Below are 14,338 nucleotides of genomic sequence, written 5' to 3'. Positions count from 1 at the left end.
CGAGTTAATTAGTCGGAAAATATCCGCGTATCCGAAAAATCAGGACAGGATCGGACTCACAATGCTGAAAACATCCACTTGCATCGCCGCCGCCATGGCCGCCACCCTGGCGGGCACAGCCAGCGCCGAAGGGGAACTGAACCTTTACTCGTCGCGCCACTATGACACCGACGAAAGGCTCTACACCGATTTCGAGGAAGCGACCGGGATAACCATAAACCGGATCGAAGGGAACGCCGACGAGCTGATCGCCCGCATGCAGGCCGAAGGTGCGAACTCCCCGGCCGATATTCTGTTGACCGTGGACACATCGCGCCTTGAACGGGCCAAGGATGCCGGCGTTCTGCAGCCGACGGACAGCGCGGTGCTCGCCGCGCGGATTCCGTCCTATCTGCGCGACGACGACAACCAGTGGTTCGGGTTTTCCCAGCGCGCCCGGATCATCTTCTACGACAAGGACGAAATCACCGCGCCGCCGTTGACCTATGCCGACCTGGCCGATCCAAGGTTCAAGGGCGAAATCTGCATCCGGTCGTCTTCCAACACCTACAACCAGACCCTCCTGGCCTCGATCATCAGCCACACGGACGAGGACACGGCCAGGGCCTGGGCGCAGGGCGTGGTCGACAACATGGCCCGCGATCCCCAGGGCGGGGACACGGACCAGTTGCGCGGCCTGGTGTCGGGCGAATGCAACATCGCCGTCGCCAACACCTATTATTTCGCCCGCGCCCTGCGCACGGATGTCGAAGGACTGTCGGAAAGCCGCGACATGATCGGATGGGTGTTTCCGTCCCAGAATGCCGAAGGCGCGCATATGAACCTGTCCGGCGGCGGTATTGCCGCCCATGCGCCCAACCGGGATAACGCCGTCCTTTTCCTGGAATATCTCGCCGGCAACCAGGCGCAGGAATATTTCTCGGCGGGGAACGATGAATACCCGGCCGTCCCCGGTGTCGGCCTGTCGCCCGCCATAGCCGCGCTCGGCTTCTTCAAGCCGGACGACGTGAACCTGTCCGAAGTCGCAAAGAACCTGCCGGCGGCACAGCGGATCTTCAACGAGGTCAACTGGAAATAACCTCTTCCTCCGGCAGCGGACCGACCGGGCGCGGGTTTTCCCGCGCCCTTTTCACGTGCAAGACCCCGGCGACCGCGCTTCCTGTTGCTCCGCCGCCCCGAAAACGGTAAGAGTCCCCTGTCCGCCATGTGCCCGCATTATGTGGCCGTTTGAATGGATGTCATGGTCTTGTCTTTTCCATCGGCATCCCATGCGCTTTGAAACCGTTTGCCTGCCTCCGATTTGAACAGGAACCGAGCCCGAGATGCCCTTCGCCTGCGTCCTGATTTCCGACATTACCGGCAGCACGCAGCTGTACGAGAACGAAAGCAACCGGTCGGCGCTGGAACAGATCAGCAAGGTCCTTGCCCGGATGCGCACCATTGTCGAAACGCACGGCGGCCAATGCGTGAAATCGCAGGGCGACGATGTGCTCAGCTTCTTCGATCACGCCGAACCCGCCTTTCAGGCCGGGCTGGCGATGATCAGGGAACCCTGGCCCGCCGGACTGTCGATTCACGTCGGGACGTATTACGGCGAGATCCTGAACCACGAGAACGATATCTACGGCAGCGCCGTGAACACCGCCGCGCGGCTGTCGTCGCTGGCCAAACCCGGTGAAATCCTGGTCGGCGACCAGAGCTATGACGATCTGGCGCCGGACACCAAGTCCCAGCTTCTGATGATCGGAGAACTTCAGCTGCGCGGCAAGGCCGCCCCGACGCGGGTCTATTCGTGTTCCGTCGCCGGGCTGAGCGAACAGACGGTCATCTTTTCCAAAGGCTCCGGGGACCGCTCGGGCGGGATGGAGTTCGCGGAAATCGGCATGGGCGGCCGAACCTGGCGAATCGGCGAAGGCGAAACCCTGACCCTTGGCCGGTCGAAGGATTGCGACCTGGTGCTGAACGAGGCATGGGTATCGCGCAAGCATGCCGCGCTGGCGGTCCGGCGGTGGCAGCTCGAATTCACCGATCACAGTTCGACCGGCAGCACGATCCGCATGGCAAACGGGCGCGACGTGGCGCTTCATCGCAGGGCGACGCTTCTGAACGGCAGCGGCGACATCTTCCTGGGCCCGGCGACCCATCTGGCGGAGTCCTGCCGAATCTCCTTCCGCATCCAGGAACTGGCGCTTCTGCAAACGGCGAAATGATCCCGCGCATCGCCCCCGCGAAAGGCCGAGACCGAATCGCCTTCGCCAGGTTTCAAGCCAAAGCGATTGAACAACCCGGCCAGTCGGGTAGGACTGCACCGGTGCGGGCGTCTGGCTCCGCAGCGCCAGCAGAAGGAAGCCATTGCCATGATCCCTCTTCCCGCAACCATCATCAGCGGCTATCTCGGCGCGGGAAAGACGACGCTGATCAACCGTTTGCTTGCCGAGGATCACGGGCTTCGGCTGATGGTCATCGTCAATGATTTCGGGGCGATCAATATCGATGCCGAACTGATCGGCTCCAAAGGCGATGGAACCATCGCACTGACCAACGGTTGCGTCTGCTGCACGATGGATTCGGATCTGTTCATGGCGCTGGATGACGTGCTGGCCCGCGACCCGCGTCCGGACCACCTGATCATCGAAGCCAGCGGCATCGCGGACCCGGCCGCTATCGCAAACGCGGTGATTTCGGAACCGGATCTGGGATACGGCGGCATCGTCACGCTGGTGGATGCGGACAATATCGGCGGCCTCCTCGCCGACCCGCTGGTCGCGCCGCAGGTGACGCAACAGATCGCGGCGGCGGATCTCGTGCTGCTGAACAAGACCGATACCGCCGATCCGGCGCTGATCGACCGCCTGAAGGCGCTTGGCGCCCGCGCTCCGGCCCTGCTCGACAGGCAAGCGCCGCTGGCCGACCTCCTGTTCGATGTCCTGCCGCTGCCGCGCGGCCGATCCGTGGCGCCGCACCCGGCCTATGCGAGCTGGCAGCACGACAGCGACAGGGTGCTGGACCGCGCCGGGCTCGGCGACATGCTCGCCGCGCGACCGGAAGGGCTCTACCGGCTCAAGGGTTTCATCCGGACCGATGACGGCGGCTACGAGGTTCACATCGTCGGCAAGCATGTGCAGGCACGACGCAGGCAGACGGACCGCACGTCGCTGGTCGCCCTGGGCCCCGCCGACCGCATCACCCGCGAACAGATCGAAGACTGGTGGGCCGGCAACGCGTGACGCCGGCAGGCCGACGGAAGCGTCCGGCCGGAACCGGATTCAGGAGCGTCGCCCCACCTGACGGCAAATCAGGATCACCGGCAGAAGGCCGACCGCGGCAATCACGAGCGACGGCACCGCCGCGCCCTCCAGCCGTTCGTCACTGGCCAACCGGTAGGCCTGCACTGCAAGCGTATCATAGTTGAACGGCCGCATGATCAGGGTCGCGGGCAGTTCCTTCATCACATCGACGAAGACGATCAGCAACGCCGTCAGCAGGCTCGGTGTCAGGATCGGCAGATGCACCCGCCGCAGGGTACCCAGAGGGCTTTCGCCGAGCGACCGCGATGCCGCGTCCATATTCGCATGCACCGTGCTCTGGCCGCCCTCATAGGCGCCAAGAGCCGCCGCGAGGAAGCGCACCATATAGGCCAGCACCAGCAGCCAGATCGACCCCGTCACCAGCAGCCCGGTCGAAATGTCGAAGGTCTCGCGCATCCACGCATCCAACGCATTGTCAAACGCCGCGAAGGGAACCATCAGCCCGACCGCGATCACCCCGCCCGGCACCGCATAGCCCAGCCGGGCGACATAGCCCGCGACCATCGACCGGCGTCCGGGCCGGAGGCGCTGGTAGAACCCCACCGCCACCGCCGCCAGAACCGTCATCGCCGCAGCGGTGCCGGCCAGCGTCACCGAATTGCCGATGAACCCGGTATAGCGGCGGCTCAGCAGATCCTGTTCGCCGCCGAGGCCCATGTCGAACAGCACGATGGCCGGCAGTAGGGCCCCCAGGAGAACCGGAACCGCGCAAAGCGTCAGCGCCATCGCCGCCCGCCACCCCGTCAGCTCCGCGGGCGGCATCGTCATGTGCCGCTTGCCCGCCTGATGATACTTCGCCCGCCCCCGCTGCACCCGTTCCAGCACGGCGAGGAACAGCGCGAAACTCAGCAGGCAAAGGGCCAGTTGCGCCGCCGCGGCGCGATCCGCCAGTGAGAACCAGCTCGTATAGATGCCGGTGGCGAAGGTCTGCACGCTGAAATAGGCGACGGTGCCGAAATCGGCGATCGTTTCCATCACCGCGAGCAGCACGCCCCCGGCAATCGCCGGGCGCGCCATCGGCAGGCTGACTTTCCAGAACGCGGCCCAGGGGCTGCTGCCAAGCGCGCGCGCCGCCAGGAAGGCGGCGCTGCTCTGCTGCAGGAACGCCGCCCGCGCCAGCAGGTAGACATAGGGGTAGAGCACGAGGATCAGCATCGCCGCCGCCCCCCAGAGCGACCGGATCTCGGGGAACCAGTAGTCGCGCGGCCCCCATCCCATCACGTTGCGCAGCGTCGTCTGCACGATGCCCGGATGATCCAGAAGATAGGTATAGGCGTAGGCCAGCACATAGGCCGGGAAGGCCAGAGGCAGCACCAGAGCGATTTCCAGCACGCGGACGCCGGGGAACCGCGTCATCGTCACCAGCCACGCCGCCCCGACACCGATGGCGAATGTGCCGACGGACACCATTGCGACCAGCGCCAGCGTCGTTCCGGCGTATCTGGGCAAGACCGTGTCCAGAAGATGACTGATCGTCTCCGTGCCGCCGGTCACGGCAGCAAGCGCCACCGCCAGCATCGGCATAAGGCACATCGCCGCCACCGTCTGCGCGACAACCGACAACAGCCGCGCGCCGCCAGGGCCATGGCGGCGCGTGCCATCTGCGGCATATTCGGTTGTTTCGGCCACGTTGATCTTGTCCCGGTCTGAACATGGGCGCGCGCCTCGCCGCGCGGTTCATCCCTATTCGACCATTTTTGTCGGATTGACCAGATTGAAAGCCGCGACACAGACACCCGGATGCCGGGCAGAACGGCCCCGAAAGCTCAAACGCCCGGCCCCCGCCGGGCGGACCGCCGGTTCGATCCTGCGTTTTCCCTTGCGTCCGGCTCAGTCGTAGCTGCGCTGATCCTCGATCACCAGCCCGTCCTTGGGCAGGCTGTCTGGCGCCACGACCTCTACCGTTCCCTTGAGCTTCAGGACATCGGCCACCGTTTTCTCATAGGCGGCACCGTCGCCGCCCACGGCTTCGATGCGCACGGTCATCGCATCCATTTCCCCCTGCCGCGTTGCGATGACGCGGGCCTTGACGATCTCGGCATGGCGGGCCACCAGCGCCGCGACCTGTTCGGGCCGGATGAACATGCCCTTGATCTTGGTAGTCTGGTCCGCGCGGCCCATCCACCCCTTGATCCGCATGTTCGTGCGCCCGCAGGGGCTTTCTCCGGGCATCACCGCGCTCAGATCGCCCGTGGCGAACCGGATCAGCGGATAGTCCGGGTTCAGCGTCGTCACCACGACCTCGCCCACTTCGCCGGGGCCGACCGGGTTGCCGGTGCCGGGGGTGACGATTTCCACGATCACCTGTTCATCGACGACCATGCCCTCCATCGCCGGGCTTTCGTAGGCGATGTTGCCCAGGTCGGCGGTGCCATAGGACTGCAGGCAGAAAATGCCCCGGTCTGCGTATTCGGCGCGCAGGCTGGGAAACAGCGCGCCGCCCCCGACGGTCGCCTTCGTGATGCCGAGGGAAACGCCCATGCTTTCGGCTTTGTCGAGGATCACCTTCAGGTAATCCGGCGTGCCCGCATAGGCGGTGACGCCCACGTCGCGCGCCGCCGTGACCTGCAATTCGGTCTGGCCGGTTCCGGCCGGCAGCACCGCCGCGCCCACGGCCCTTACGCCGTTCTCGAACATCAGTCCCGCAGGCGTCAGGTGATAGCCGAAACAGTTCTGGACGATATCGCCGGGTCCGATCCCGGCCGCATGCAGAACCCGGCCGAACCGCCACCAGTCCGTGTCGAGCCCGCCCGGTTCATAGATCGGACCGGGCGACTGGAAAATATGTGCGAACCCCGAAGCGGGCCGGACGGCGAACCCGCCGAAGGGCGGATTGGCGGCCTGGGCACGCCCCAGTTCGGACTTGCGCAGAACCGGAAGGGCCGACAGCGCCCCGGCATCGGTGATCGCGTCGGGATCCACCTCGTCGAGGAACCCGGCATACCCGACCAGCGCCTTGGCGCGGGCGATCTGTCCCGGCAGGGCTTTCGCGAGGTCCGCAGCCCTCTGATCAACCGTTCGCGTTTCCAGCGCATCGAAGAATCTAGATGACATTCCGCCCTCACGTAGTCTGAACAAGCTGGCCGGTCGGCGGGCGCAGCCACGCCAACAGCAGACCGGCACCGAAAATTTGAAGATAGGGCAGGACCACCGTCGGATTGACGGCGGCAGCCCACAATCCCGCCATACCGGCCATGACACTCCGGCCCTTCATGGCCGGACTCTGGTCGTTGAAGGTTTCATGTATCCCGAACGGGGACCGGTATTCTTCCTTCATCAGCTTTGCCGCGGATCTGGTCATCAGCTCAGCCAGCGTTTGCGGCGGCGGTAGGACCGCACATCGCGGAAAGACTTGCGCCCTTCGTCCGACATGCCGAGATAGAATTCCTTGACATCCGGGTTCTCGCGCAGTTCCGCCGCAGGTCCATCCATCACGACCCGGCCGCTTTCCAGAATGTATCCGTAATGGGCGAACCGCAACGCGACGTTGGTGTTCTGTTCGGCCAGCAGGAAGGAAACGCCTTCCTTTTCGTTCAGGTCCTTCACGATCCCGAAGATTTCCTCGACCAGTTGCGGCGCCAGGCCCATGGACGGCTCGTCCAGCAGGATCGTCTCGGGCCCGGCCATCAGGGCGCGTCCGATCGCCACCATCTGCTGTTCGCCGCCGGATGTGTAGCCCGCCTGGCTCTTGCGCCGCTCACGCAGGCGCGGAAAATACTGATAGACCTTCTCAAGGTCCGCATCCATCGCGCCCTTGCCGTCCTTGCGGGTGTAGAACCCGGTCAGCAGGTTTTCCTCGACGGTCAGGTGTTCGAAACAATGGCGCCCTTCCATCACCTGGATCACGCCCTTCTGCACCAATGCCGCCGGATCGAGATCCTGCACCCGCTCGCCACGATAGGAAATGCTGCCCTTCGTGACTTCGCCGCGTTCGGAATGCAGAAGATTGCTGATCGCTTTCAATGTCGTCGTCTTGCCGGCGCCGTTGCCGCCCAGCAGCGCCGTGATGCCCCCCTTGGGAACGCTGAGGCTGACACCCTTCAGAACGAGGATGACGTGGTTGTAGATCACCTCGATGTTGTTGACTTCCAGCAGGGTTTCCACCTGCGAGTCAGCGGTTTTGACAGTGTCCAGCATCAGGTTTCTTTCCGGTCAAAAATACCCAGGGTCCCCGGCCGCCACGAATGCGGCGGCCGGGAAGGTTGCAGTTACTTGCACTGCGGTTCGATGTTGTTCTCGGCGGCATAGGCTGCCGAATCCTCGGCGATCAGAGCGCCGATCACCTCGCCGTCGGTCGGCTTGAAGTCCGAGACCAGCGACCAGGTCTTGGACCCGGCATCCCACTGGGCGACGCCGACAAGCCCCGGACCGCCGTGATTCTCGCAGCTGACCGCAAAGGTGGGGCCGAAATTCGGCATACCGAGTTCCGCCATGCGCTCTTCGGTGATCTCGAGCGCCTCCATGCCGTCGCGCATCATCGCCGGGGTGATGTCAGGGGTGCCGTGGATCTCCTGCGCCTTCTTCGCGGCTTCGGCGGCGAGCATCGCCGCGTAAAGACCGCGGTTGTAAAGCACGTTGCCCAGCTGATCGCCCGCTCCTGCGGCCTTGCCCGTATCGACCACATGGGTCTGCAGATCCTCGTAGATCGGGAAGTCACGGCCCACGTTGTGGAAGGTCACCGCCTTGTACCCGTTCGCGGCATCGCCCGCCGGCAGAACGTCATGCTCGGCACCCGACCACCAGACGCCGATGAAGTTCTCCATCGGGAAACGGATGTTGGCGGCTTCCTGGACCGCGACCTGGTTCATCACGCCCCAGCCCCACATGGTCACGTAATCTGGCCGGTCCCGGCGGATCTGCAGCCACTGCGATTTCTGCTCCTGACCCGGATGATCGACCGGCAGCAGAATGAGTTCGAACCCGTGCTTCTTGCTCAGCTCTTCCAGCGTCCGGATCGGCTCCTTGCCATAGGCCGAGTTGTGATAGACCAGCGCCAGCTTCTTGCCCTTGATGTCGCCGTCGTTGATCTCGAGCAGATAGTTCACCACGCCCGACGCGCCGTCCCAGTAATTGGCCGGATAGTTGAACACGTGGCTGAACACCTCGCCGTTCTTGGCCGAGGTCCGGCCATACCCCATCGTGTGCATCGGAATGCCATCGGCGGTGGCTTTCGGGATCAGCTGATAGGTGATGCCGGTGGACAGCGGTTGATAGATCAGCGCGCCTTCGCCCTTGGTCGACTCATAGCATTCCACGCCCTTCTCGGTGTTGTAGCCGGTTTCGCATTCGACCACCCGGATCGGGGCACCGCCGATGCCTCCGTCGCGCTCGTTCAGCAGCGTGAAATAGTCGTTATACCCGTCCGAGAACGGGATCCCGCCCGCTGCATAGGGTCCGGTGCGATAGCTCAGATCCGGAAATACCAGTTCCGCCAGCGCCGGACCCGCCGCCAGAACGGCGCCAAGCGCGAGTGTGGTCAGTTTCAGTTTCATCGGGTTACTCCCTCCCTTTTGGTTCAGTCCGATGTGGCGACACCGCGCCCCGCGCGGGCCGATTGAATGTGGCGGGCCGACCCCGCCGCACCCCTCCCTAGTGCGGGAAGGGCCAGAGTCTCAGCTTCTCCTTGGCCAGCCGCCACAGCTGCGCCAGCCCGTGCGGTTCCACGATCAGGAAAAGGACGATCAGCGCGCCGACGATCACCAGCTGGAAATGCGCCACGATATCCGTCGGCCAGCCCATCATGTCGACCCCGACCACCTTGAGTGCCACGGGCAGCAGCACCAGGAAGGCCGCGCCCGCGAAACTGCCGAAGATCGAACCCAGCCCGCCGATGATCACCATGAACAGCACCAGGAACGACTTGTTGATGCCGAAGGCCTCGCCGACCTCGACCGCCCCCAGATAGACCGAGAAGAACAGCGCCCCCGAGATGCCGACGAAGAAGGAACTGACCGCAAAGGCGCTCAGCTTGGCGCGCAGCGGGTTCACCCCGATGATCTCGGCGGCGATGTCCATGTCCCTGATCGCCATCCAGCTGCGCCCCATGGTCCCGCGCGTCAGGTTTCGCGCGATCAGCGCACTGGCGGCCAGGAAGATCAGGCAGAACAGGTAGGTGGCCCAGGCCGGGGCATTGGGTCCGGTGATCAGGATCCCGAAGGTGTCGCGCTCGGGCGCGTTGATCTGGCCCGATGCCGAATAGTTGTAGAACCACGGCACCCGGTTGAACAGCCAGACCAGGAAGAACTGCGCCGCCAGCGTCGCCACCGCCAGGTAGAATCCCTTGATCCGCAGGCTCGGCAATCCGAACAGGACGCCCACGAGGGCGGTGATACCGCCCGCCAGAATCACATGGACGAACATGCTCACTTCCGGCATCGCGGTCATCAGCTTGTAGCAGGCATAGGCGCCCACCGCCATGAAGCCGCCGGTGCCCAGGCTGACCTGCCCGCAATAGCCGGTCAGGATGTTCAGCCCGATGGCCGCGATCGCATAGATCAGGAACGGCAGCAGGATCGCGTTGGCCCAGTAGTCGTTGATCAGGAACGGCACCACCAGAAAAGCGAAGGCCAGAACGACATAATACCGGTACCGGTCGAACCTGATCGGAAAAGTCTGGCTGTCCTGCGGATAGGAGGTGTTGAAATCACCGGCTTCACGATAGAGCATGCTCAGACCGCCTTTCTTTCATGGGCCCGGTTGCGGGTGCCCGCGTCCAGTTGGCTGGATTTCCGCGCATAGCCGCTGGCTTCGGCCGCGCGCACGAGTTTCATGTAGGCGGCGATTCCGGTGATCAGCCCGGCAAAGGCCAGCAGCGCGGCGATCACCAGTTGCCGGTCGGTCAAGCCCTCGGCGGCCAGCGCCAGATAGCCGAAGGCCCAGAAGCCCGACCACGCGACGACATTCACGATGGCGATGATCTTCTCCACCTCTAGACCCTCTCGATGATCTTCTCGCCGAACAGCCCCTGGGGCCGGAACAGCAGGAACAGCAGCGCCAGCACATAGGCGAACCAGTTCTCCGTCGCCCCGCCCAGCGCCGATCCGAGCAGGAATTCGAACAGTTTTTCGCCGACGCCGATGATCAGCCCGCCGACGATGGCGCCGGGGATCGACGTGAACCCGCCCAGCATCAGCACCGGCAGCGCCTTCAGCGCGATCAGGCTCAGCGAAAACTGCACGCCCGACTTGGTGCCCCACATGATCCCCGCGACCAGCGCCACGAACCCCGCGAGCGACCAGACCAGCACCCAGATGTAGTTGAGCGAAATCCCCACCGACAGCGCCGCCTGATGATCGTCCGCCACCGCGCGCATCGCCCGGCCCTGCTTGGTGTACTGGCTGAACGCCACCAGCGCCGCCACCAGCAGCGCCGCGATGACGCTGGCCACGATGTCGAGGTTGTCGATGAAGAACCCGTAGCCGAACAGATCGTAAGTCACCCGGTCAATGGTCTCGTTGATGCCCTGCGGCAGTCCCACATTCAGGGTCCGGATTTCCGAACCCCACATCAGGTCCGACAGCCCTTCGAGGAAATAGGCCAGGCCGATCGTCGCCATGAACAGGATGATCGGCTCCTGGTTGACCAGATGGCGAAACACGAAGCGCTGCACCGCCCAGGCCAGGATCACCATCACCCCGACGGTCAGCAGGATCGCCAGCGCCCCCGGCACATGCCAGCCGAAATGATGCACATCCGTGCCAAGAACCCCGTTGATCAGATGGGAAAAGGGCACCTGCCCCTCCATGATCCCGACCAGCGTCATCGCCGCGAACAGCGCCATGACGCCCTGCGCGAAATTGAAGATCCCGCTGGCCTTGTAGATCAGGACAAAACCCAGCGCCACCAGAGCATAGAGCACCCCGGCCATGAGGCCGTTCAGCGTGACCTCCATCGCGAAAAGCAACTGCTCAGGCATTCCTGCCTCCCTCCTTGTTCAGTTCCGCCAGCAGCTCGCCATCCCCGTACAGGCGGGCGTCAGCCCCCCGGCCCCGCCTTCGCGGGCCGGATGATAGAGACGCGGCAAGGCGCCCGGCCTCAATCATGGGCCACACCCAGATAGGCGTCGATCACATCCTGGTTCGTGCGCACCTCGTCGGGCGTGCCGTCGCCGATCTTCTTGCCGTAGTCCATCACCACGACCCGGTCCGAAAGGTCCATGACCACGCCCATGTCATGCTCGATCAAGGCGATGGTGGTGCCGAATTCGTCGTTCACGTCGAGGATGAAGCGGCTCATGTCCTCCTTTTCCTCGACGTTCATGCCCGCCATCGGCTCGTCCAGCAGCAGCAGTTTCGGCTCCGCCGCCAGGGCGCGCGCCAGTTCCACGCGCTTTTTCAGACCATAGGGCAGACGCGCGACCGGGGTCTTGCGGATATGCTGGATTTCAAGGAAATCGATCACCTTCTCGGCGATCTCGCGATTGGCTGTCTCTTCCGCCTCGGCCTTGCCCTTCCAGATCGCCTGCGCGAAAATTCCGCTCGTCATATGGGTCAGCCGCCCGGTCATCACGTTGTCCAGAACGCTCATGCCCTCGAACAGGGCGATGTTCTGGAAGGTGCGCGCGATCCCCTGCCGCGCCACCTCATAGGGCTTCATCGGCGCGCGTTTGGCGCCGCGAAACCAGACCTCGCCTTCCTGCGGAACATAAAAACCCGAAATCACGTTCAGCATCGACGACTTCCCGGCGCCGTTCGGCCCGATGATCGCCCGGATCTCGCCCTCGCGGATGTCGAAGCTGATATCGGTGATCGCCTTCACGCCGCCAAAGCGCAGGGTGATGTTCTTCATCTCCATCACCGGGCCGCCGATCTTGCGGCCATCGGCGGTGGTATATCCTTCCGAAGCGTCAAGCATGTGAAATTCCCCTTGTTTCCGGGCTGGCGCTGCGGGACGGCGGGCGGGGCGATGACCGCAGGTCGAGCGCCGGGCGATCGTCCCTCATTCCGCCGCCACCTTCTGCGGAACCACCGGCAGGACCTTGGCGTCGCGGATTTCCAGCGTCGCCTTGATCGACCCCTTGCGCCCGTCCTCATAGGTCACTTCCGTCTCCGTGCTGACCCTGGACGACCCGTCGTAGAGCGCCGCGATGATATCGGCGTATTTTTCCTCGATGATCCGGCGGCGCACCTTGCGGGTGCGGGTCAGCTCGCCATCGTCGGCATCCAGCTCCTTGTGCAGCACCACGAAACGATGCACCTGGCAGCCGGACAGCATCGGATCTTCGGCGACCGACCTGTTGACCTCTTCCACATGGGCCTGGATCGTGTCCATCACCTGCGGATGTCCGGCCAGTTCCTGGTAGGACGCATAGGCGATATTGTTGCGCTCGGCCCAGTTGCCGACGGCGGACAGGTCGATGTTGATGAAGGCGGTGCACTGATCGCGGTCGTTGCCGAAAACCACCGCCTCCAGGATGTTCGGGTAGAACTTCAGCTTGTTCTCGACGTATTTCGGCGCGAACAGGCTGCCGTCGGCCATCTTTCCCACGTCCTTTGCCCGGTCGATGATCCGCAGATGTCCGGTGCCTTCCTCGATGAACCCCGCGTCCCCGGTCGCAACCCACCCTTCCGGGTCCTTGGTGTCCGCGGTGCTCTCCGGGTTCTTGTAATACTCCACGAAGACGCCGGGGCTGCGGTAGAACACTTCGCCGTTCTCGGCGATCCTCAGCTCGACGCCCGGCGACGGCACGCCCACGGTGTCCGACCGCACCTGGCCATCGGGCTGGGCGGTGATGAACACCGTCGCCTCGGTCTGACCGTAAAGCTGTTTCAGATTGATGCCGAGGCTGCGGTAGAAATCGAAGATCTCGGGGCCGATCGCCTCGCCCGCCGTATAGCCGACGCGCACCCGGCTGAACCCCAGCGTGTTCTTCAGCGGTCCGTAAACCAGCAGGTCGCCGACCCGGTATGCCAACCGGTCCATGAACCCGACCGGCTTGCCGTCCAGAATATCCGGGCCGACCCTGCGCGCATGCGCCATGTAGTGATCGAACATCCGCTTCTTCAGCTTGCCGGCATCCTCCATCCGGATCATCACGTTGGTCAACTGGGTCTCGAACACGCGCGGCGGCGCGAAATAATAGGTCGGACCGATCTCGCGCAGGTCGGTCATCATCGTCTCCGCGCTTTCCGGGCAGTTCACGCAGAACCCGCACCAATAGGCCTGACCGATGGAAAAGATGAAATCGCCGACCCAGGCCATCGGCAGATAGGCCAGGATCTCGTCGTTCTGGCGCAGCCCGTCGAATTCCGACGACGATCTGGCGGTCTCGATCACGTTGCGGTTGGACAGGACCACGCCCTTGGGCTTGCCCGTGGTGCCCGAGGTATAAAGCATCACGCAGGTGCTGTCGTAATCCAGCTTTGACCGGCGCGCCTTCAGCTCGGTGATGAGCTCGTCATGCGCCGCGCGGCCCTGATCCTGCACGTGGCTGAACTGGTGCAGATGGGAATGGTCGTATTTCCGCAATCCGCGCGGGTCGATGTAGATCAGGTGTTCGAACTGGCGCAGCTGGTCCTGCACCTCGATCACCTTGTCGACCTGCTCCTGGTCCTGCACGATCACGAAGCGCGCGCCGCAATGGCCCAGGACATAGGCCATCTCCTCGGCGACCGCGTCCTGATACAGCGGCACCGGCACCGCGCCGACCATCTGCGCAGCGACCATTGACCAATAGAGATAGGGACGGTTGCGCCCGATGATGGCGATGAAATCGCCTTCGTTGACGCCGAGGTTGATCAGCCCCAGCGCCAGCGCCTCGATTTCCTTTTCCGTTTCAGCCCAGGTCCAGGTTTGCCAGATACCGAATTCCTTCTCCCGGTATGCGGCCGAAGACCCGAATTCCTTTACGTTTCGCTGAAGCAAAGCCGGGATGGACGAAAGTCCACCGGCGCCTGACGACGTCTGAGCCAAATTCTTCTCCTCCCACAACCGGCATTTTCCGACCGGCCCGGATCGCTTCCATGCGATTCTCTGCACCTAAAGAAGCGGCTGCATCCTTCCGCGTCAACTTTTTCGTGAAGTTTTCCAAA

At 63.7% G+C, this 14,338-nt stretch carries 13 protein-coding genes; 3 read left to right on the top strand and 10 right to left on the bottom strand.

Annotated elements, in window-relative coordinates; all coding sequences use genetic code 11:
• Positions 1 to 61 precede the first annotated feature (61 nt).
• The 3 genes from QO034_RS14185 to QO034_RS14175 all read left to right on the top strand — a co-directional run bounded on the left by QO034_RS14185 (position 62) and on the right by QO034_RS14175 (position 3,227).
• Entirely contained in the window at positions 62 to 1,078 is a 1,017-nt protein-coding gene (locus tag QO034_RS14185; RefSeq protein WP_284486201.1) for a Fe(3+) ABC transporter substrate-binding protein, read from the top strand.
• A gap of 244 nt (positions 1,079 to 1,322) precedes the next feature.
• A complete protein-coding gene (locus QO034_RS14180) occupies positions 1,323 to 2,210 on the top strand; it encodes an adenylate/guanylate cyclase domain-containing protein (protein ID WP_284486200.1) in 888 nt (295 codons plus the stop codon).
• 147 nt (positions 2,211 to 2,357) lie between these two features.
• Complete coding sequence (locus QO034_RS14175) at positions 2,358 to 3,227, top strand: CobW family GTP-binding protein (RefSeq protein ID WP_284486199.1); 870 nt, start codon at positions 2,358 to 2,360, stop codon at positions 3,225 to 3,227.
• A gap of 39 nt (positions 3,228 to 3,266) precedes the next feature.
• Here the strand turns inward: QO034_RS14175 and QO034_RS14170 are convergent, their stop codons facing one another.
• The 10 genes from QO034_RS14170 to QO034_RS14125 form a co-directional block, all read right to left on the bottom strand.
• Entirely contained in the window at positions 3,267 to 4,937 is a 1,671-nt protein-coding gene (locus QO034_RS14170; protein WP_284486198.1) for an ABC transporter permease, read from the bottom strand.
• Positions 4,938 to 5,138: 201 nt separating this feature from the next.
• Positions 5,139 to 6,362, bottom strand: a complete 1,224-nt coding sequence (locus tag QO034_RS14165; protein ID WP_284486197.1) for a phenylacetate--CoA ligase family protein — start codon at positions 6,360 to 6,362, stop codon at positions 5,139 to 5,141.
• A gap of 7 nt (positions 6,363 to 6,369) precedes the next feature.
• Positions 6,370 to 6,609, bottom strand: a complete 240-nt coding sequence (locus QO034_RS14160) for a hypothetical protein (protein ID WP_284486196.1) — start codon at positions 6,607 to 6,609, stop codon at positions 6,370 to 6,372.
• Positions 6,609 to 7,445, bottom strand: a complete 837-nt coding sequence (locus QO034_RS14155) for an ABC transporter ATP-binding protein (protein ID WP_284486195.1) — start codon at positions 7,443 to 7,445, stop codon at positions 6,609 to 6,611. The genes QO034_RS14160 and QO034_RS14155 overlap by 1 nt, the downstream gene beginning before the upstream one ends.
• A gap of 71 nt (positions 7,446 to 7,516) precedes the next feature.
• Positions 7,517 to 8,800, bottom strand: coding sequence for an ABC transporter substrate-binding protein (locus QO034_RS14150; protein WP_284486194.1), 1,284 nt, complete (start codon positions 8,798 to 8,800; stop codon positions 7,517 to 7,519).
• A gap of 97 nt (positions 8,801 to 8,897) precedes the next feature.
• Entirely contained in the window at positions 8,898 to 9,974 is a 1,077-nt protein-coding gene (locus QO034_RS14145; protein WP_284486193.1) for a branched-chain amino acid ABC transporter permease, read from the bottom strand.
• Between the two features lie 2 nt (positions 9,975 to 9,976).
• A complete protein-coding gene (locus tag QO034_RS14140; RefSeq protein WP_284486192.1) occupies positions 9,977 to 10,234 on the bottom strand; it encodes a hypothetical protein in 258 nt (85 codons plus the stop codon).
• A 2-nt stretch (positions 10,235 to 10,236) separates the two neighbouring features.
• A complete protein-coding gene (locus tag QO034_RS14135; RefSeq protein ID WP_284486191.1) occupies positions 10,237 to 11,223 on the bottom strand; it encodes a branched-chain amino acid ABC transporter permease in 987 nt (328 codons plus the stop codon).
• 119 nt (positions 11,224 to 11,342) lie between these two features.
• Complete coding sequence (locus tag QO034_RS14130; RefSeq protein ID WP_284486190.1) at positions 11,343 to 12,161, bottom strand: ABC transporter ATP-binding protein; 819 nt, start codon at positions 12,159 to 12,161, stop codon at positions 11,343 to 11,345.
• 84 nt (positions 12,162 to 12,245) lie between these two features.
• Positions 12,246 to 14,219, bottom strand: a complete 1,974-nt coding sequence (locus tag QO034_RS14125) for an AMP-binding protein (protein WP_284486189.1) — start codon at positions 14,217 to 14,219, stop codon at positions 12,246 to 12,248.
• Between the last annotated feature and the right edge of the window lie 119 nt (positions 14,220 to 14,338).

Origin of the sequence: Sedimentitalea xiamensis (assembly GCF_030164465.1) — a bacterium.
Lineage (GTDB): Bacteria > Pseudomonadota > Alphaproteobacteria > Rhodobacterales > Rhodobacteraceae > Sedimentitalea > Sedimentitalea xiamensis.
This window is presented reverse-complemented; position numbering and strand designations above follow the sequence as displayed.